This window comes from Vibrio sp. Hal054, from assembly GCF_037162405.1.
GTDB classification, from domain to species: Bacteria; Pseudomonadota; Gammaproteobacteria; order Enterobacterales; family Vibrionaceae; genus Vibrio; species Vibrio diazotrophicus.
This window is the reverse complement of the sequence record NZ_JARLUT010000001.1, coordinates 2,217,312-2,237,294: the sequence shown is the minus strand read 5'-3', so window position 1 is coordinate 2,237,294 and position 19,983 is coordinate 2,217,312. Positions and strand designations below refer to the sequence as shown.

The 19,983-nt window shown below is 44.9% G+C and carries 15 protein-coding genes and 1 pseudogene; 13 read left to right on the top strand and 3 right to left on the bottom strand.

The window, feature by feature from the left end; translation table 11 throughout:
- The first annotated feature begins 129 nt into the window (after positions 1–129).
- The 3 genes from P4S58_RS10305 to P4S58_RS10295 are packed head-to-tail and all read left to right on the top strand — an operon-like array spanning position 130 to position 2,857.
- On the top strand, positions 130–357 hold the full coding sequence (locus P4S58_RS10305; protein ID WP_042483883.1) for a FeoA family protein: 228 nt from the start codon (positions 130–132) through the stop codon (positions 355–357).
- On the top strand, positions 357–2,630 hold the full coding sequence (gene feoB, locus P4S58_RS10300; RefSeq protein WP_337163896.1) for a Fe(2+) transporter permease subunit FeoB: 2,274 nt from the start codon (positions 357–359) through the stop codon (positions 2,628–2,630). Before P4S58_RS10305 ends, feoB begins: the two co-directional genes overlap by 1 nt.
- Positions 2,627–2,857 carry a FeoC-like transcriptional regulator gene (locus P4S58_RS10295; RefSeq protein WP_102952739.1) on the top strand — a complete coding sequence of 77 codons (231 nt, stop codon included), beginning with the start codon at positions 2,627–2,629 and terminating at the stop codon, positions 2,855–2,857. The genes feoB and P4S58_RS10295 overlap by 4 nt, the downstream gene beginning before the upstream one ends.
- Positions 2,858–2,957: 100 nt before the next feature.
- Here P4S58_RS10295 and P4S58_RS10290 read toward each other — a convergent pair whose 3' ends face one another.
- Together P4S58_RS10290 and argS are read right to left on the bottom strand one after the other, a co-directional pair.
- Positions 2,958–3,386: an HIT domain-containing protein gene (locus P4S58_RS10290; protein WP_102966677.1), complete on the bottom strand. Its 429-nt coding sequence runs from the start codon at positions 3,384–3,386 to the stop codon at positions 2,958–2,960.
- Between the two features lie 202 nt (positions 3,387–3,588).
- Positions 3,589–5,322, bottom strand: coding sequence for an arginine--tRNA ligase (gene argS / locus P4S58_RS10285; RefSeq protein WP_337163893.1), 1,734 nt, complete (start codon positions 5,320–5,322; stop codon positions 3,589–3,591).
- 224 nt (positions 5,323–5,546) lie between these two features.
- On the opposite strand from argS, the gene P4S58_RS10280 reads away from it, so the two are divergent.
- Positions 5,547–6,140 (top strand): VOC family protein, encoded by a 594-nt coding sequence (locus P4S58_RS10280; RefSeq protein WP_337163891.1) that lies wholly within the window; start codon positions 5,547–5,549, stop codon positions 6,138–6,140.
- Positions 6,141–6,206: 66 nt separating this feature from the next.
- Here P4S58_RS10280 and P4S58_RS10275 read toward each other — a convergent pair whose 3' ends face one another.
- Positions 6,207–8,984 (bottom strand): insulinase family protein, encoded by a 2,778-nt coding sequence (locus tag P4S58_RS10275; RefSeq protein ID WP_337163890.1) that lies wholly within the window; start codon positions 8,982–8,984, stop codon positions 6,207–6,209.
- Between the two features lie 376 nt (positions 8,985–9,360).
- On the opposite strand from P4S58_RS10275, the gene sixA reads away from it, so the two are divergent.
- The 9 genes and pseudogenes from sixA (at position 9,361) to P4S58_RS10230 (ending at position 19,974) form a co-directional block, all read left to right on the top strand.
- Positions 9,361–9,828 (top strand): phosphohistidine phosphatase SixA, encoded by a 468-nt coding sequence (gene sixA, locus P4S58_RS10270; RefSeq protein WP_337163888.1) that lies wholly within the window; start codon positions 9,361–9,363, stop codon positions 9,826–9,828.
- A 273-nt stretch (positions 9,829–10,101) separates the two neighbouring features.
- A complete protein-coding gene (gene flhA / locus P4S58_RS10265) occupies positions 10,102–12,198 on the top strand; it encodes a flagellar biosynthesis protein FlhA (RefSeq protein ID WP_337163886.1) in 2,097 nt (698 codons plus the stop codon).
- Between the two features lie 270 nt (positions 12,199–12,468).
- Positions 12,469–13,740, top strand: a pseudogene (gene flhF, locus P4S58_RS10260) (flagellar biosynthesis protein FlhF); the annotation flags it as partial.
- Positions 13,741–13,753: 13 nt separating this feature from the next.
- Positions 13,754–14,641 (top strand): MinD/ParA family protein, encoded by an 888-nt coding sequence (locus P4S58_RS10255; RefSeq protein ID WP_042483851.1) that lies wholly within the window; start codon positions 13,754–13,756, stop codon positions 14,639–14,641.
- Entirely contained in the window at positions 14,634–15,368 is a 735-nt protein-coding gene (locus P4S58_RS10250; RefSeq protein WP_042483847.1) for an RNA polymerase sigma factor FliA, read from the top strand. Before P4S58_RS10255 ends, P4S58_RS10250 begins: the two co-directional genes overlap by 8 nt.
- A 45-nt stretch (positions 15,369–15,413) precedes the next feature.
- Positions 15,414–15,782, top strand: coding sequence for a chemotaxis response regulator CheY (cheY, locus tag P4S58_RS10245; protein ID WP_042483844.1), 369 nt, complete (start codon positions 15,414–15,416; stop codon positions 15,780–15,782).
- Positions 15,783–15,838: 56 nt separating this feature from the next.
- Entirely contained in the window at positions 15,839–16,564 is a 726-nt protein-coding gene (locus tag P4S58_RS10240) for a protein phosphatase CheZ (protein ID WP_042483840.1), read from the top strand.
- Positions 16,565–16,573: 9 nt separating this feature from the next.
- Positions 16,574–18,811 carry a chemotaxis protein CheA gene (locus tag P4S58_RS10235; protein WP_337163883.1) on the top strand — a complete coding sequence of 746 codons (2,238 nt, stop codon included), beginning with the start codon at positions 16,574–16,576 and terminating at the stop codon, positions 18,809–18,811.
- A 26-nt stretch (positions 18,812–18,837) separates the two neighbouring features.
- Entirely contained in the window at positions 18,838–19,974 is a 1,137-nt protein-coding gene (locus P4S58_RS10230) for a protein-glutamate methylesterase/protein-glutamine glutaminase (protein WP_042483834.1), read from the top strand.
- The last annotated feature ends 9 nt before the right edge of the window (positions 19,975–19,983 follow it).

Genomic DNA, 19,983 nt, shown 5'->3' with positions numbered 1-19,983 from the left:
GTCATTAAGCATGAGTTGCCATTTTAGCAATGTTTGATTTCACGCAATATTTGTTGGGTTATAGGGGCGTATTATCCACATATCAAATAAAAATGTTTCTCATTAACACTACGATTGGCGAAATGCATTATGAAACTATCTGACTTAAATGATGGCGACCGAGGCACTGTTCTAGCAATGAACGGTTTGTCTAATGAGGTTAGGAAAAAGCTTATGGTGATGGGGTTATTACCAAACACTGAAGTAACGCTGATTCGTAGAGCACCTATGGGTGATCCGCTACAGGTTGAAGTAAGAGGCATATCGTTGGCAATGCGAGAGAGTATTGCGTCGTCTATTGAAGTGGAGAAAGCATAATGCAATATCAAGTGCTTACAGTTGGTAACCCGAACAGCGGCAAAACAACATTGTTTAACGGCCTGACCGGAGCAAAACAGCAGGTGGGGAACTGGGCAGGTGTTACCGTTGAGAAAAAAACGGGTCGTTACTCCCATTCCAGTGATGAGTTCAGACTGACGGACTTACCGGGAATCTATGCTTTAGACAGTGGTAACGATAGCAACAGTATTGACGAGTCGATTGCTTCAAGAGCGGTATTAACTCATCCGGCGGATCTTATTATTAACGTTGTGGATGTGACGAGTTTAGAACGCAGTCTATATATGACATTGCAGTTGCGTGAACTTGGTAGGCCGATGGTTGTTGTCCTCAATAAGATGGATGTACTCAAGCGTGAGCGTCAACGCATTGATACCAAATTGCTTGCCCAAATGTTGGGTTGCCCTGTCTTTACCCTTTCAGCCAACAACAGAGAGCAAGTTCGTCGTTTCAAAGAGAAACTCCATAAGCAGCTTATCCAAGGTATCGCTCTTAAAGATATTGAACTGAACTATGGCGAAAACTTTGAAGCGTCAATTCAGCACTTAATACCATTGTTCAAAGAACAAGATGTGTCAGCTCGTGCTCTTGCCATTCGCGCTCTTGAGAATGATTTAATGGTCATTAATGGCTTGCCTGAAGTTGACCGCGCAGAAGTCTATAAACAGCAGCAAGAATGCAGACTGGATATCGACTTACATGTGGCAGATACCAAATACACTTTCCTTCATGAACAGTGTAAACAAATTCGTTGTAGCGAAGGTAAGCTGAGCCACAGTTTTACTGAGAAAGCCGATAAGATCATTTTAAACAAATGGGTTGGTGTACCTTTCTTCTTCGTCGTGATGTATCTGATGTTTATGTTCTCCATCAACATTGGTAGTGCGTTTATCGACTTCTTTGATATTGGTGTTGGCGCATTACTGGTTGATGGTGGCCACTATCTGCTTGATGATCATCTGCCTGTTTGGCTGGTTACTGTGCTGGTGGATGGTATTGGAGGCGGTATCCAAACTGTAGCGACCTTTATTCCAGTTATCGCCTGTTTGTATCTGTTCTTAGCTGTGCTGGAAAGCTCAGGCTATATGTCACGAGCAGCATTTGTTCTAGATAAAGTGATGCAAAAAATCGGTCTTCCGGGCAAAGCATTCGTTCCTTTGGTGCTTGGTTTCGGTTGTAACGTGCCTTCTATCATGGCAACCCGTACTTTAGATCAAGAACGTGAACGTAAGTTAGCGGCTTCGATGGCTCCGTTTATGTCATGTGGGGCACGCTTACCTGTATATGCTTTGTTTGCTGCAGCATTCTTCCCACAAAGTGGTCAAAACATTGTATTTTCGCTTTATCTACTCGGTATAGTTGCAGCTGTGTTTACTGGATGGGTACTCAAGAAAACATTGTATCCAGGTTCAAGTGATAGCTTATTGATGGAAATGCCAGATTATGAGCTTCCAACACTGCAAAATGTATTGATTAAAACGTGGCAAAAACTAAACCGTTTTGTACTGGGTGCGGGTAAGACCATTGTTCTGGTGGTGGCGATTTTAAGCTTTTTGAACTCTGTAGGTACCGATGGTTCATTCGGTAACCAAGACAGCGAAGCCTCAGTGTTATCCAAAGCTGCACAGGTTGTGACTCCGGTTTTCGCACCTATCGGTGTGAACAAAGATAACTGGCCAGCAACTGTTGGTATCATTACGGGTATATTCGCCAAAGAAGCGGTTGTTGGTACGTTGAATAACCTTTACACCACCGTTAGTGATGAAGAAGGTACCGAATTCGATTTATTGGCGAGTTTAGAAGAAGCGGTGATGTCTATTCCTGAAAACTTAATGGGATTGAGTTTCTCTGACCCACTGGGTATTGAGATCGGTGACCTTTCTGATAATGAAGCGGTTGCACAAGAGCAAGAAGTGGATTCTTCAATTTTCGGTAACTTAAACTCACATTTCGAAAGTGGCAGTGCAGCGTTTGCTTACCTGATCATGATTTTGCTCTACACACCTTGTGTTGCCGCTATGGGCGCATACGTTCGTGAATTTGGTAAAAAGTATTCTTACTTTATTGCCGCATGGACAATGGGGTTAGCGTATGGTTGTTCGGCGATATTCTATCAAGCGGTAAACTTCACGAATCATCCGTTCTCAAGTACCAGTTGGATAGTGGCTATTGTGGCTGTCTACTACACCGTGTTCCAAATGCTTAAGAAAGTAGGGCGCAAACAGCATGTTCTTGAGGTTCAAGTAGCATGATTCTGACCGAACTGAAACAAGCTATTGAAGAGCAGGGAAGTATCACACGTAAAGAACTGGCGAAACGATTTTCAGTCAGTGAAGACGGTGTTGATGCCATGCTCGCCATTTGGATTAAGAAAGGTGTTATTTCTCGCCTGATTGATACCAACGCCGCTCAGTATGTAACGCGAGTACGTTATATCATCAACAAGCAAGATAGCCTGTCAGTCACGGTCACTATGTAGTGAAAATGATGTCATTGAAATAAGATGTCATTGAAATAAAGAAAAAGCCGCATTAAGCGGCTTTCTTTTTGAGTATCCAAATTAGTCGGCAAAAGCGATCTTAAGCAGTGACAAAAATTTTGCTCATCGACAGCAAGCTGCGTAGCTTCACCAACATTTCTTCCTGCAGTTCCTCACTACGAACCGTACCTTTGGTATTTCCCCAGATTGGCCCAGGCCAAGCGATATCGTCTTCGAAGCGCGCAATATGGTGGATATGCAGTTGAGGAACCATGTTACCTAAAGCGCCAAGGTTAAGCTTTGCTGGTTGGAATAACGCTTCCAAAGCTTGGTTGACCGCTTGAGATTCGACGAGAAATTGTTGCTGCTCGTTCATTGGTAAATGGTGCAGCTCTTTTAAATTCGCTTTCTTAGGTACCAAGATAACCCATGGCACAGCGTCGTCTTTATGGAGTAGAGCAACACAGAGCGGGAAATGGCCAATCACATCGGTATCTTTAGCAAGTTGTGGGTGAAGATGAAAACTCATATAGGACATCCATGATAAAAACTGCCTCGATTATACCAATGCCAGCAATGAGAAGAACAGAAGATTGCGCAGAGAATCAGCAGCAACAAATAGATTTTAACGGTCTTGGTGCATTAGTCGCCAGTGCACTCAGGGGAACGCAAACAAAAAAGGTTGGCATGTCGCCAACCTTTTTCCAGTTTACTTGTATTTATCTGTGGTATTACATGCGTTCTAGCGTATTAATACCAAGCAATGACAAACCTTGTTTGATGGTCTTCGCAGTTAACGCAGCCAGTTTCAAGCGGCTTTGTTTTACTTGCTCATCTTCAGCAACTAGGATTGGGCATGCCTCGTAGAAGCTAGAGAATTGACCAGCAAGTTCGAACAGGTAGCTACACATGATGTGTGGTTGACCTTCGCGAGCGACTGCTTGTACTGCTTCTTCAAATTGAAGCAGTTTCGCAATCAATGCTTTTTCTTTCTCTTCAGTAACTTTGATGTCACCGCTCAGTTCATCCATCGACAAACCGGCTTTAGCAAAGATAGAAGCAACGCGAGTGTATGCGTATTGCATGTACGGTGCAGTATTACCTTCAAACGCTAGCATGTTGTCCCAGTCAAACACATAGTCAGTTGTACGGTGTTTAGACAGGTCTGCATACTTAACGGCCGCCATTGCTACAGTAGTTGCAATATCAGCTTTCTCTTCGCTTGATAGCTCAGGGTTCTTAGATTCGATCAGAGCCGCTGCACGCTCTTCTGCTTCATCTAGAAGATCAGCAAGACGAACAGTACCGCCTGCGCGAGTCTTGAATGGGCGACCATCTTTACCCAGCATCATGCCGAAAGCGTGGTGTTCTAAAGACACTTCGTCAGGGATGTAACCGGCTTTGCGAACAATTGTCCAAGCTTGCATCAGATGTTGATGTTGACGCGAGTCGATGAAGTACAACACACGGTCAGCACCTAGTGTTTCGTAGCGGTATTTCGCACACGCGATATCGGTCGTGGTGTAAAGGAAACCACCGTCGCGTTTTTGGATGATAACGCCCATTGGTTCACCATCTTTGTTTTTGTATTCATCTAGGAATACAACTTGTGCGCCGTCATCTTCTTGTGCCAAGCCTTTTTCTTTAAGATCTGCAACGATAGCTGGAAGCATGTCGTTGTACATGCTTTCTCCCATCACATCGTCACGAGTAAGTGATACGTTTAGGCGATCGTAGTTACGCTGGTTTTGAACCATAGTCACGTCAACCAGTTTCTTCCACATGTCTAGACAGAACTGGTCGCCACCTTGCAGTTTTACAACGTAGCCACGTGCTTTTGCTGCGAACTCTTCATCTTCATCGTATAGCTTTTTCGATTCACGGTAGAAGCCTTCTAGGTCAGAAAGCTCCATAGATACTTCACCAGACTCTTGTTGGATACGCTCAAGGTTTGCGATTAGCATACCGAACTGAGTACCCCAGTCACCAATGTGGTTAGCGCGAATGACTTTGTGACCCAAGAATTCAAGTGTACGAACAACCGCATCGCCGATGATGGTAGAACGTAGGTGACCTACGTGCATCTCTTTTGCAACGTTAGGTGCTGAGTAGTCAGCAACGATAGTTTGCTGTGCTTCAACTGCCACACCTAGACGTTCGTCAGCCAGCGAAGCTTCAGCTTGAGCAGCAAGGAACTCTTCGCTTAGGAAGATATTGATAAAGCCCGGTCCAGCAATTTCAGTTTTGCTTGCGATACCGTCGAGATCGAGAACATCCAAGACTTTTTGTGCGAATTCTCGCGGATTTGTACCTAACTGTTTAGCAACGCCCATCACGCCGTTGGCTTGGTAATCGCCAAACTGTGCTTTTGCAGATTGGCGAACAGCAGCAGGGCTTCCTGCTGGTGCGCCAGCGGCTTCAAGAGCCTGAGATACTTTGTCATTAATCAGTGCTTGAATATTCACTTGGGTGTCCTTCAATTCTGGGAATTGGTTGCGTATGCATAAAAATCACTACACGGTTGTAAATCACCAGACAATAGTGAATGCATATCTTGATCTAGTTCATAAATTGGCGCACATAATAACAATTTTATTGGCGCGCTTATAGGGAAGAAACTGCGAAATTTACTACTTTTCCGCGTGCTTTTGATAGTATCGGTGAAAAATCATTATTTTGGACGCGCAAAATGCTTCAGCCATTGCTAGATGCAGGTATTCATCCTAATCAGATGAAACAAAACTTAGAAAATTTTATCGAAAAAATTCAGCAACTAACGACTGTATTGCAGATAGATTTATCTGCCTATCAACTTGATCATATTGCTATGCGGATCAATGAGTTGGAATTGGCAAAGTTGGCGCACCAAGCTTGGGCTCAAGAAGGGGAAGTGATTTCTCAAACCCAAATCAATGGTCGTCCAATTATTGTTATCGCATTTAACCAACCTTTGGTGATTAAAAGTTGGCATATTGAGTGTTTAGAGCTGCCTTATCCCGCAGAAGGTAAGATTTACCCTGATCAAAGTTGGGAACATGTGGAATTTGTCGTGCCATCAGAAGCGCAAACAGCCGATGACTATCTGGCGCATTTGAAACAGGTATTTCCTGATCTTGCGTTGAACTGGGGCAAACTTGCAGACAAAGGTGTCAAAGTGAAGCTATCCAGTCCCAAGGGTGAAGGTGAGCGATTGAATAATCCGACAGTGGCCTTCAAGTGGCAGGGCGTGTGTATTAAGTTACACCCTCATTCGCTAAAAAATATTGTTGAATCAGAACAGTAACTGCCCCTAAATCACACTAAGTCAAAGTAAGGAGTTGTATTACACAACTCCTTATTTCATTGGAATCTAGCCGATATCGTACGCTTTTGGTCTGAGCTGGAATTCTTCCGTTGATCCAATTTCCAGTCCTAAATGAAGCGGTTCACAGTCCTGATGAGCATTGCCAAGCGTATGCATAATGAGTCGGTTGGCCGTTCTTGGTTTAAGTGTATTAACCACGAAACGAATCATATCGGATTTGCTCAGGTGTTTGAGCTCTTCAAGTACGATATCCCGTTGATTGAAGTCCCAATCTTTATTGCCGATCGCGACCCATAAGCGTTGTGCGCGTGTTCTGAGTGTTGGATCTGGCGTAGCAATTTGATTCCACAAGCCGCGTTTACTGCTATGCCATTCGTAGTCATTCAGTTCAAGCAGAACCAGATAAAAAGCATTCAGAAACTCATCAATTGAAAAAATGAGATCGCTTGGCGCTGCATTCGGTGACTGAACATAAAGTACCAGACCCGGATGACGGTTCATTGGCATGTTGCCCGTCCCAACCATGTATCCCAACTGCTGTTTGGTACGAATTTCATGAAAGAAGGTGGCTGACATCAAGTGATTCGCCAGCGAATAGAGCGCGATGCTGCGTGGTTCTGTATCTTCACACTGATAGTAAACCACAACCGCTGAATCATCTTGGTTACAGTTCAGTTCACGCTGGAAAGTTCCGCTGTTACCCAACATAACAAGGGGGCGGAGAGACTCTTCGTAAGTTTGGTTTTGTACTCTTAATGCATCTTTGAGCACTTCTGCCATATCGTGCGCGTCTTGTGTTTGCCAGTCACCATAAACAAACATCTCTACATGCAAGTTGGCAAGAATCAAATCGACGAACTCAGCAAGGTCGTCAACCTCTATTGTTTCTAGCGCTTCAAGCAAAGCTGGATACGGCGGATTGTTGGGCTGCAATAGCCCCGTCATATTACTAAACAACTGAGAAATGGGTTTGTCGTGAGCCGCATTACGCCAGTTGCGTAGCATTTGTTGTTTGATGGTGTCGAAGCGTTTAGGGCTGAAACTACGCTCGGCGAATTTAGATAAAATCATTTCCATCAACTGAGGTTGCTTCTGACTGAAACCAGAGATGGATAGCGTTACACCACCTTGATGGGCATACATGTTGTAACCCATACCGGCAATTTCTGCTTGGTAGGTCTCTTTCGCCAAAGAATCTAAAAACATTTCAACACAAAGACGTGTTTTCACTATGTTTTGCACATTCGCGACGGAGTGCGGACTGTCGATGGCGATGTAAATCACGCCTTTTGGTACGCGAAATTCCGCATCTTGCATGTGCCATAAACGGAAGCCAGGTAAGTCTTGCAATATCTGTGGTTGTGGCTGTGCATCGACAACTGGCTTAGGGTCAAGGTCGTAACAGATAAACGGGTTTTGAGGCGGCAAAGTCAACGGCCACGTCTTGTCATTCGTACGGTAGATGTTCTGTTGTTCCTCGCTAAAAGGCTCGACAGAGTAGGGCGTAAAGTACCAGTTGGCTTCTTTATCGTAATGCTGCCCCTGTGCAATGACAGTTACTCGAAGGTTTTCTGGCGACAAATAAGGCAGAAAACTTCTTAGTAGCGCCTCATCGTAACCTCTCATCAGGTAGTCGCCATAAATGGTATCTTCAGCGGCGTAATGCTGCATATTGACGACTAAGTGGCTGACAATATCCATAGGACGATTTGTTTCTTGGAAGCGGAAAGCCGATTCCAATACCGCGCGTTTCTCAAGGTAACGCCACTCCTCCAAGCCTTGTTCTTCAATCATCCGGATATATTGAAACAGTGCCTGAATGATTTCGTCTGTATTTTTCAAGCCTTTTGCTGTCAGAGTGCAACTGATAGAGAATTCGCGATAATTGCTGCCACTGGCACCGCCACCCGCTGAAAGTGACGTAATCCAGCCTTTGTCTTTCAATGCTAACAGTAAGCTGCCTTCGCCTTCATAGCCGATTAAGTGTGCAAAGTAGGACAAAGGTTTGTAAGGATAATGAGCATCCACGTTAGGCATGGGGAAGTTCATTACCAACTTACGAATTTCTTTTAACGGCTCAACGCGAATAGTAATGCCCGTTTGTTCTGGTGTGACAAACGGTTCACTGATTGATTTTCCGCGACGGTGTTTGTTTTCAATGGTTGAAAATTTCTCTTTGACCCATTGCTCCATCTCATCGAGAGTTTGTGGCCCCATAAGCGTCAGCGTCATGATGTCAGACGAATACTGCTCGGCATGAAACGCAATAATTTCTTCGCGGATGGATTTTCCTTCTCTGTCACCTAATGTCTCGATATTGCCGACGGAGAATTTTGCAAACGGATGGAGTGGGTTAACCGTCTCTTTTTGTACCTGATATAAGCGGCGAGAGTCGTCATTGAGCTTTAACTTGTACTCTGAATCGACAGCGTGGCGCTCTTTGTCTAGCGCTTCTTCATTGAATAAAGGAGCGGCAAAAAATTGACTAAATCGGTCAAGCGCTTTTTCGAATGCGCTGGTTGTTACGTCGAAGAAATAACAGGTGTGCTCTGTTCCTGTCCAAGCGTTATTACTGCCACCGTGTTGGCTGATAAAACTTTGAAAATCGCCAACTTTCGGGTACGCCTTTGTTCCCAAAAACAACATGTGCTCTAGATAGTGAGCCATACCTTGGCGATCAACAGGGTCATCAAAATGTCCTACGTTGACCGCAAGTGCAGCAGCAGATTTTTGCGCACTTTCATCTTGGATCAACAGCACCCTCAGCGCGTTTGGCAGAGTGAAGTGTCGATAGCGGTTTGAATCATTAGGACTTATGTGCACAGAGAATCTCCGGAGTAGCACGGGATCTTAAGTATGGCGCTGATACTACTTACCGCAAATACGAGATCGGGTTTTTATGAGCTGGATATTTATAAACGAGAGCGCTTATAAACTTGGAACTTTTATTAACACATTGTCATTTTAGTCTTTTCACTGAGTTTTTAACAGACTGATAGTTTTGAAATTAACCTTAATTTGGGTTCATTAAGAGATAAATACGGTGAGTGAGCCTAGACTCAACGGATATAGATGGCATGAGAGTTGCGTAATATAAAGGACTCACAAATTGCGGCAAAAGTGGTCGCGAAATAGGGTGAAAGGCGATTATAATCGCCGCCAAGCAGCAACAGACTGCATTAAACCTAAGGTAAAAAAGATGAAAATTTTTATTATGCGTCACGGAGAAGCCCAGCATTATGCTGCCAGTGATGCAGAGCGAGCCTTGACGGATAGAGGTCGGAATGAGTCTGTCGCTGTAGCCAGAGCCGGCGTGATTCAGAAGAACATTACCCATATAGACAAAGTTTTTGTGAGTCCTTACTTGCGCGCTCAACAAACTTGGCAAGAGATATCGCAACACTTTTCGGCAGATATGGTTGAAGTGTGTGAAGAGATCACGCCATATGGTCAGTCAGAAGATGTATTTGAGTTCGTTGCTGCTTGTATTGAAGTAGAGCATCTGGAATCTGTGTTACTGGTGTCACACTTGCCATTAGTGGGGTATCTGGTTTCTGAGTTTGTTCCGGGGATGGTTGCACCTATGTTCCCGACGTCTGGACTGGTTTGCATAGAATATGATGTCGCCGCCCGCAAAGGTGAGTTGGTGTGGAATATCCACCCCTAATCGAACAAGTATGAAGAGGCTGCCGTAAGGCGGCCTTTTTTATCTCTAAACGTTTTTGGTCATCTGCAATCGCTCTCTCTTAGTAAACCGCTATGAGCTATGAATAGCAAGCAGCCATTAATTTGGCGCATTAGCATGGACTGAAAATTGCATCCTCCGGCTAAAATGTTGTCATTTAGAGGCTTTTTACGAGCTTGGCTTTGTGAAATCAGCACACTAAATACTCCAAACCGAATTCTTCAATTTTAGTATTAACGAATAGTTTATAGGCCTATGAAGTTTACTCTGCCATTTGCGGATAAGTTACCTTCCATTCCACAGCGCAGCATGCCAGCGATTGGCGCGCCTATTATGGTGCTTGCGACTCTTGGCATGGTTGTTTTACCGATCCCAGCCTTTTTGTTGGACTTGTTCTTTACCTTCAATATAGCGCTGGCGATGGTCGTATTATTGGTGACGGTTTATACCCGTAGACCTCTGGATTTCGCTGCATTCCCGACAGTTCTACTTATTGCAACTTTGCTTCGCTTAGCCTTGAACGTTGCTTCAACCCGTGTGGTTTTGCTTAAAGGTCATGAAGGAGGCAACGCCGCAGGTAACGTTATCGAAGCTTTTGGTAGCGTGGTTATCGGTGGTAACTATGCTGTCGGTCTAGTGGTGTTCCTTATCCTGATGATCATCAACTTTATGGTTGTCACCAAAGGTGCGGGTCGTATTTCTGAAGTTAGTGCTCGCTTTACCTTGGATGCTTTACCCGGTAAGCAAATGGCGATCGATGCTGACCTCAATGCGGGTCTAATCGACCAAGAACAAGCAAGAACTCGACGTTTTGAAGTGACCAAAGAAGCCGACTTCTATGGTTCGATGGACGGTGCTTCTAAGTTCGTAAAAGGGGATGCCATCGCTGGTATTCTAATCCTGTTTATTAACATTATCGGTGGTTTATCTATCGGTATGGCTCAATATGGTTTGGGCTTTGGCGAAGCGATTGAGATCTATACCCTGCTAACCATCGGTGATGGCTTGGTGGCTCAGATCCCATCACTATTACTGTCGATTGGCGCTGCGATCATGGTAACGCGTCAAAATACCGATGAAGATATGGGTGAGCAGGTAATCTTCCAGCTGTTTGATAACCCTAAAGCATTGATGATCACCGCGGCGATACTGGGTGTTATGGGTATCGTACCGGGAATGCCGCATTTCGCTTTTCTACTGCTTGCATCGATCGCGGGTGGTTGTGCGTATTGGATTCAACGCAAACAGAAAGCAGCAAAAGAAGAAACAACTAAGCTTCCTGCCACATTGGATGGTGATGCGCCTTCACAGAAAGAACTCTCTTGGGACGACGTACAACCCGTGGATATCATTGGTTTAGAAGTGGGTTACCGTTTAATTCCTTTGGTCGACAGAGATCAAGGCGGAGAACTGCTTGAACGTGTGAAAGGAGTACGTAAGAAGCTATCGCAAGACTTTGGTTTCCTTATTCCTGCCGTACATATCCGTGACAACTTAGAGCTCACACCAAACAGCTACCGTATTACCTTAATGGGCGTTGCTGCTGGTGAAGCGGAAATTCGCCCCGATCAAGAACTCGCTATCAACCCGGGACAAGTCTACGGAATGATTGAAGGTGAACGCACCTTTGACCCTGCGTTCGGCCTTGAAGCTGTTTGGATTCGTGAAGACCAACGTGAACATGCTCAGGCTTTGGGATATACCGTTGTAGACTCCTCGACCGTGCTCGCGACACATTTAAGCCAATTGCTAACTAACAACGCTTCCCAGCTACTTGGTCACGAAGAAGTTCAGAACTTACTGGAAATGCTTGGACGTTCGACACCGAAGCTGGTGGAAGGATTTGTGCCTGATCAGCTATCTTTGGGTGTGGTGGTGAAAGTTCTACAGAACTTGTTGAATGAAGCTATCCCTATTCGAGACATTCGAACGATAGTTCAGACACTTTCAGAATATGCCAGCAAGAGTCAAGAACCTGACATCCTCACAGCGGCTGTGCGTATATCATTGAAACGCCTAATCGTTCAGGAAATCAATGGAATAGAGCCTGAACTACCTGTAATTACATTGATACCTGAATTGGAACAAATATTGCATCAAACAATGCAAGCTTCAGGTGGTGAGTCTGCGGGTATTGAGCCTGGACTTGCTGAAAGGTTGCAAATGGCATTAAGCCAAGCAACACAAGAACAAGAATTGAAAGGTGAGCCAGCGGTATTGCTCACTTCAGGTGTTCTCCGTTCGACACTGGCTAAGTTTGTGAAAAATACTATTCCTAACTTACGTGTCCTTTCGTACCAAGAGATACCTGATGAGAAACAAATTCGAATTGTGCAGGCGGTAGGTAATTAACTGTTGTTAGATAATTAGTTCGCCTCACGTTAAAGACGGATATCAGCTTTGAAAATAAAACGATTTTTTGCCAAAGATATGAAAACTGCGCTACTCCAAGTCAAAGAAGAGTTGGGTGTGGACGCGGTGATCATGTCGAATAAAAAAGTCGCTGGTGGTGTCGAAATCGTGGCGGCCGTGGATGGTGAGCCGTCTGCGTCTCCAGCTGTATCACAGCCGAGAACTCAACAACCTTACAGCTCCCAACCAAGATTCAGCAACAGTCAGGTTTCTCAATCTTTGACCAGACAGCCTGCTCGACGTGAGCTGGAAGAAGATCGCGTCAGCTTACAGGCGAGCGCAGCCGAAGGTCGCTCAATGACGCAACGCTTCGCTAATATGCTCAAGCAGTACAGTAATGGCGCGATGCCCGAACAAGACGCTCGCCGTGCAGAGAATGAAGATTCTCTTTCTGCTTTACTACAGCGTCAAAGAGAAAACAGCCATCCAACTCAATCAAGTGCACCGCAATCTAAAGTAAGTCGTTGGGCTGAGGACGAAGAGACGAATCGCGAGCAGCGTAAACTGCGTTTAGATCCATCTCGCTTTGAGCGCAATCATCCTGAAGAAGCAAAAGTTTCTGCACAAGATTTAGAAAATATGCGTGAAGAGATGACTTCAATCCGTCGTCTTTTAGAACATCAAGTATCCGGCCTAATGTGGCAAGAAGTTGAACGTCGTGAACCACTTCGAGCAATGCTGATTAAACGCCTTGAACGTATGGGTGTATCACTTGATTTAGCTGACCAATTAGCTTGCTATATTCCGGAAGATACTCCTCCACCAAAAGCTTGGAAAGCCTTGTTGGGCTTAGTGTCAGACCAAATACCCGTAGTGAAGCAAGACATCTTAAAACGTGGCGGTGTCGTCGCGCTTTTAGGTCCGACCGGGGTGGGTAAAACGACCACTGTGGCTAAGCTTGCAGCTCGTGCAGCAATGGAGTTTGGCTCCGATAATGTTGCACTGGTAACGACAGATACCTACCGAATCGGCGCACATGAACAGCTGTCGATTTACGGAAGAATTATGGGTTGTCCTGTAAGAGTCGCTAAAGATTCCAAAGAGTTAGCCGAAGTAATATATCAGTTGAGAAATCGCCGACTCGTTTTGGTCGATACCGCTGGTATGGGACAACGTGATGTTCGCTTATCCGAACAGCTAGATACCTTGATGCAAGAGAGTGGGGAAGTGATTCACAGCTACCTTGTTCTGCCTGCAACAGCGCAGAGAAAGGTACTGCAGGAAACCATCGAACACTTTAGAAGAATTCCTCTTTCAGGTTGCATCATGACTAAGCTCGATGAATGTTTGAGCTTAGGTGAGTTTGTCAGTGTGGTAGTTCAAAACTCACTACCTGTCGCTTACATCGCGAATGGACAACGTGTACCTGAAGACATTGTGCTTGCTCAGCCTAAATACATGGTGGCAAAGGCAAACGAATTACTAGAGAAGTCGACAGAAAATGAACCTCACTATTGGAATAGTGATTCAGAGAGATTCTAGGCGGCGTACAGATATGACGAATAAAATGATATATGACCAAGCAAGCGGCTTACGTCGCTTATCTCAGCCATCGCTAACCAAAGTCATTACAGTGACAGGTGGTAAAGGTGGTGTGGGCAAATCAAACGTAACCTTAGGCATGGCTATTTGTATGGCCCGCGAAGGTAAAAAAGTCATGGTTCTGGATGCAGACCTCGGCCTAGCCAATATCGATGTTATGCTCGGTATTCGTCCAAAGCGTAACCTAGGACACGTGCTAGCTGGCGAGTGTGAGCTAAAAGATGCTATAACTGAAGGACCGCACGGAATTCAGATCATACCGGCGACTTCTGGTACGCAGTCCATGACAGAACTGTCACATGCACAACATGTAGGCTTAATTCGAGCGTTTGGTACGCTGGAAGATGAGATGGACGTGCTTTTAGTCGATACAGCAGCCGGTATTTCTGATATGGTTGTCAGCTTTGCTCGTGCAGCACAAGATGTTGTGGTTGTTGTGTGTGATGAGCCGACTTCAATCACAGATGCATATGCGTTGATCAAACTTTTAAGCAGAGAACATCAAGTTCGACGATTTAAGATTGTTGCAAACATGGTGAGAAGTTATCGTGAAGGTCGGGAATTATTTGCTAAATTGACATTAGTCACAGAACGCTTCTTGAATGTCAGCCTTGAACTCGTAGCATGTATTCCTCTGGACGATAATGTTCGTCAGGCAGTGAAAAGACAGCGCAACGTGGTTGATGCTTTTCCGCGTTCACCCGCATCTTTAGCGATTAGCTCATTGGCGAATAAAGCAACCACGTGGCCAATACCGAAAACACCAAGTGGTCATTTAGAATTTTTTGTTGAGCGGCTACTTAATCGATCAGAAACAGTAGAGGAACCATTTGGTGAATAAAGCGCTTACCTACAATCAATATGGAGCTTTGAACAGCCAGCAGCTGTTTATCGAGCAATATTCTGTATTGGTTAAGCGTATTGCACATCACTTGATTGGACGCCTACCGCCCAACGTTTTGATTGACGACTTAATCCAAGCCGGGATGATTGGTCTGCTTGAAGCTCAAAAGAATTACGACGGGAGTAAAGGCGCTAGCTTTGAAACCTACGCAGGAATTCGAATTCGTGGAGCTATGCTCGATGATATTCGACGCGGTGACTGGGTACCGCGCTCGGTTCACAGACATAACCGAGAAATTAGCCAGGCGATCTCTGAATTAGAAGGAATACTAAATCGAGATCCCAGCGATGCCGAAGTCGCAAAGCACTTAAATATGCCGCTTGACCAGTATCATACGGTATTAAGCGATATTAATTGCTCGCGAATTGTCGGTATTGAAGACTTGGGTGTTTCGGACGATGCTATTTCCCCACTGGATGATGATGAGGACAACTCGCCATTCCAAGGTGTTGCTGATGAATCGTTCCGTAAAGCATTGGTTGAGTCAATAAAATCACTTCCGGAGCGTGAAGCCTTAGTACTTTCGCTCTATTATGATGAAGAGTTAAACTTGAAAGAAATTGGTGAAGTCATTGGTGTGAGTGAGTCCCGTGTAAGCCAAATACTAAGCCAATCTATGCAACGTCTAAGAACAAAGTTAAGTTCTTGGACACAAAATGACTAAATATCACTGATTTCGAACTCAGTGGAGGCAATTTTGAATAAAAACATGAAGATCCTTATTGTTGATGACTTTTCAACAATGCGCCGTATTGTAAAGAATCTACTTCGTGATTTGGGCTTCAATAACACACAAGAAGCAGACGATGGTTTGACGGCATTGCCAATGCTCAAGAAGGGTGAGTTTGACTTTGTAGTCACAGACTGGAATATGCCTGGTATGCAAGGTATCGATCTGTTGAAGCATATTCGTTCAGACGATCAACTGAAGCATCTTCCTGTTTTGATGATTACAGCGGAAGCTAAACGTGAGCAGATTATCGAAGCCGCTCAAGCTGGCGTTAATGGTTATATTGTGAAGCCGTTTACAGCCGCTACCCTTAAAGAAAAATTAGAAAAAATATTCGAACGTCTATAAACACTTTTGCTAGGACGAAGGTGCTCTATTCATTACGCGTGTAAGGCTATATCAGAATGATTTCATTAGAACAAGCCAGAGAACTCGTTGAATTGCTAGAGAATGGATTGCAAGACGAAGCGAATCTATTTCTAAAGCGAGTCTTTGAATCTGAACGTAACCCGATGTTTAAAGAGATCGGGGAACTGACCCGAGATCTGCATGATTCACTTAAGCAGTTTCAAATTGATGATCGAATTACAGAAATTGCTAAGGATGAAATTCCTGATGCACGGACTCGGTTAACTTACGTAATAGAAAAAACGGAAGTCGCGGCAAACAAGACCATGGATGCTGTTGATCGTTGTATGCCTATTGCTGACAGTTTACATGAAACATTACTGCTCGTTCGTCCTCAGTGGAACGAACTTATGCGTGGTCAGATAGAACTCAGTGAATTCAAAGCATTATGTCATCGTGTTGATGACCTATTATCGCAAGTTGAAGGTGACAGCAGTGAGTTGCGTGGTCAGCTTACTGAAATACTGATGGCGCAAGACTTCCAAGATTTGACCGGTCAAATCATCCGCCGTGTGATTACTTTGGTTAACGAAGTAGAACAACGTTTGGTCGATATTTTGACGGCGTTTGGTAAAGAACAATCAGAACAACAGAAACAAATAGTTAGCGAGAAAAAAGCATCTACTCAAGCTGAAGGACCAATTTTAAATCCTCATGAGAGAGAAGATGCAGTCGCATCTCAAGACGAAGTAGACGATTTATTGTCGAGTCTTGGTTTTTAGGGGTAACGTATGAGCTACGATTTAGACGAAGACATTCTTCAAGACTTTTTGGTTGAAGCAGGTGAAATCCTCGAATTGCTTTCTGAGCAATTAGTCGAGTTAGAAAATGACCCTGAGAACAAAGATTTGTTAAACGCAATCTTCCGCGGCTTCCACACAGTAAAAGGTGGTGCAGGCTTTTTGTCTCTAACAGAGCTGGTTGAAACCTGCCACGGCGCGGAAAACGTGTTCGACATTTTACGTAATGGCCAACGCAGTGTTACCCCAAGCCTTATGGATACAATGCTTCGTTCACTCGATACAGTGAATGAACAGTTCCGTGCGGTTCAGGATGGTGAACCGTTGACACCTGCAGATCCCGCACTTCTTGATGAGCTGCATAACTTGTGCAAGCCTGAATCTGAAGATGCTCCTGCAGCAGAAGAACCTGTTGTTGAAGACGTTGTTGTTGAAGAACCAGTGATCGAAGCTCCGGTTCAAAGTCAGCCAGAAGAAAGCAAATTGTCGGCTGATTCTATCGACGAAATTACTCAAGACGAATTTGAAAAACTATTGGATGAGTTGCATGGCAAGGGCAAGAGCCCGGGCGTTGCGGCTAAATCTGAAGCAGCCCCAGTGCAGCCAAGCGCGGCGACTAACTCGGACTTAAGCGGTGATATCACCGATGATGAGTTCGAAAAGTTACTTGATGAACTTCATGGCAAGGGTAAGAGTCCAACTGCCAGCGGCGTGCCACAAAAGCCTGCTGAACCTGTTGCTCCAAGTAAGCCCGCGCAATCAGCTGCTTCAAGCGCAACAGGCGCTGACGGCGACTTAATGACCGATGAGGAGTTCGAAAAACTTCTCGATGAACTACACGGTTCAGGTAAGGGCCCTTCAATTGAAGAGTTGGATATGGCAACGCGCCCAGCCGCAGCGAATACTCAACCGGCAGCGGCAAAAGCTGCTGCTCCAGCTCCAAAAGCGGTAGCGCCTAAAGTGGCAGCGGCAGAAAAACCAGCAGTACCTGCGGTGAAACAGCCTGAAGAAAAACGAGAAGTTGCCACAGCTAAGAAAACACAGAACCAAGCGGAAGCGACGGTACGTGTAGATACTTCAACTCTAGATGTCATTATGAACATGGTTGGTGAGTTAGTGTTGGTACGTAACCGTCTATTAAGCCTTGGCTTAAATAGCAACGACGAAGAGATGTCTAAAGCGGTTGCAAACCTTGATGTTGTTACTGCTGACTTGCAAGGCGCAGTGATGAAAACGCGCATGCAGCCGATCAAGAAAGTTTTTGGCCGTTTCCCTCGAGTGGTTCGAGATTTGGCGCGTAGCTTAAATAAAGACATTGTGCTTGAAATGCGTGGTGAAGAGACCGACCTCGACAAAAACTTGGTTGAAGCGCTAGCGGATCCATTGATTCACTTGGTTCGTAACTCGGTTGACCACGGTATTGAAATGCCGGATGAGCGTGCGAAGACTGGTAAATCTCGTACGGGTAAAGTGATTCTTTCAGCTTCACAAGAAGGCGACCATATTGAATTGGCTATCGTTGATGATGGTGCCGGTATGGACCCTCATAAACTACGTTCTATTGCGGTTAAGCGTGGAATGATGGATGAAGATGCAGCCTCTCGCCTGACTGATAAAGAGTGTTTTAACCTTATCTTCATGCCGGGCTTCTCTAGTAAAGAAAAGATCTCTGATATTTCAGGTCGTGGTGTAGGGATGGACGTTGTAAAAACGGCTATTAATACCCTAAACGGTTCAATCGATATCGATTCGGAACTGGGTAAAGGCACTAAGATCACGATTAAAGTACCGCTTACACTCGCAATCCTACCAACTCTTATGGTTGGTGTTGCTGGCCATCCATTTGCATTGCCATTGGCAAGCGTGAACGAAATCTTCCACTTAGATTTAGGTAGAACCAACGTTGTTGATGGACAGTTAACTATCATTGTACGTGATAAGTCTATTCCACTTTTCTACCTTCAAAACTGGTTAGCTCCTCAGGCGGGTAAAGTACAAGCCCGTCAGGGTCATGGACACGTGGTTATTGTTCAGCTAGGTAGTCAACGTGTTGGTTTCGTTGTTGATACTTTAATTGGTCAAGAAGAAGTGGTTATCAAACCACTGGATAAACTACTGCAAGGTACTCCGGGTATGGCTGGCGCGACAATTACCAGTGACGGGCACATTGCTTTGATTCTTGATGTTCCAGATCTGCTTAAACGTTATGCAGCTGCTTCTCGAGTTTAAGTAAGAGTATAAATTTAAGGAAAACTATGGCGATTAAAGTATTAGTTGTAGATGACTCAAGTTTTTTCCGACGCAGAGTAAGCGAGATCATAAACGCTGAACCACGCCTTGAAGTCATCGATGTCGCAACTAACGGTAAAGAAGCGGTTGAAAAAGCCGAACGTCTAAAGCCAGATGTGATTACCATGGATATTGAGATGCCAGTGATGGACGGTATTACTGCCGTCCGTCAAATCATGGCATCAAATCCGACACCGATTTTGATGTTTTCTTCGTTAACACAAGAAGGCGCTAAAGCAACATTAGATGCGTTAGATGCAGGTGCTTTAGATTTCTTACCAAAGAAGTTTGAAGATATTGCGCGAAATCGTGATGAAGCGGTAAGTTTGCTACAACAGCGCGTGATTCAAATTGCAGCCAAAAAGAGCTTCATGCGCCGACCAATTGGTGGTACAACGCGCTCTGCAACATCTTCAGCGTCATCAACAACCAGCCCATTTGGGCGAGCACAAGCGAACACGACAGCGTCGGCTGCTCCTGCGGCAAGACCTTCGTCTCCGATGGCTCGTTTCAAAGCTTCTGGTAAAAACTATCAGTTAACCGCTATTGGAACCTCTACTGGCGGCCCCGTTGCGTTGCAAAAAATTCTGACTAAACTGCCAGCCAATTATCCTCATCCTATTGTTCTGATTCAGCATATGCCTGCTACGTTTACCGCAGCATTTGCTAGCCGTTTGAATTCACTTTGCAAAATTGAAGTGAAGGAAGCTGAAGATGGTGATCCATTACGTCCGGGTGTTGCGTATCTGGCTCCTGGTGGTAAGCAAATGATGCTGGAAGGCCGTCCGGGCGCTGCAAAAATCCGTATACTGGATGGTGGTGAACGCATGAACTATAAGCCTTGCGTGGATGTCACTTTTGGTTCAGCAGCAAAAGTTTACAACGACAAAGTGTTGTCGATGATTCTGACTGGTATGGGTGCTGACGGACGCGAAGGTTCTCGAATGCTGAAATCTGCGGGTTCAACCATTTGGGCTCAAGATGAAGCAAGTTGCGTGGTGTATGGTATGCCACAAGCTGTCGCGAAATCAGGTATTTCATCTGAAGATCTGCCACTAGACCGCATTGCTGAAAGAATGCTGGTTGAAGTAGGTCTTGCATAAGGATATTTA

Excerpts from the sequence above, each read along its gene's own strand:
- sixA (WP_337163888.1), top strand. The coding sequence starts at position 9,361 with ATGAAAATTTTTATTATGCGTCACGGAGAAGCCCAGCATTATGCTGCC.
- P4S58_RS10295 (WP_102952739.1), top strand. The coding sequence starts at position 2,627 with ATGATTCTGACCGAACTGAAACAAGCTATTGAAGAGCAGGGAAGTATC.
- P4S58_RS10255 (WP_042483851.1), top strand. The coding sequence starts at position 13,754 with ATGACGAATAAAATGATATATGACCAAGCAAGCGGCTTACGTCGCTTA.
- feoB (WP_337163896.1), top strand. The coding sequence starts at position 357 with ATGCAATATCAAGTGCTTACAGTTGGTAACCCGAACAGCGGCAAAACA.
- P4S58_RS10305 (WP_042483883.1), top strand. The coding sequence starts at position 130 with ATGAAACTATCTGACTTAAATGATGGCGACCGAGGCACTGTTCTAGCA.
- P4S58_RS10235 (WP_337163883.1), top strand. The coding sequence starts at position 16,574 with ATGAGCTACGATTTAGACGAAGACATTCTTCAAGACTTTTTGGTTGAA.
- flhA (WP_337163886.1), top strand. The coding sequence starts at position 10,102 with ATGAAGTTTACTCTGCCATTTGCGGATAAGTTACCTTCCATTCCACAG.
- P4S58_RS10240 (WP_042483840.1), top strand. The coding sequence starts at position 15,839 with ATGATTTCATTAGAACAAGCCAGAGAACTCGTTGAATTGCTAGAGAAT.
- P4S58_RS10230 (WP_042483834.1), top strand. The coding sequence starts at position 18,838 with ATGGCGATTAAAGTATTAGTTGTAGATGACTCAAGTTTTTTCCGACGC.
- P4S58_RS10290 (WP_102966677.1), bottom strand. The coding sequence starts at position 3,386 with ATGAGTTTTCATCTTCACCCACAACTTGCTAAAGATACCGATGTGATT.
- P4S58_RS10280 (WP_337163891.1), top strand. The coding sequence starts at position 5,547 with ATGCTTCAGCCATTGCTAGATGCAGGTATTCATCCTAATCAGATGAAA.
- cheY (WP_042483844.1), top strand. The coding sequence starts at position 15,414 with ATGAAGATCCTTATTGTTGATGACTTTTCAACAATGCGCCGTATTGTA.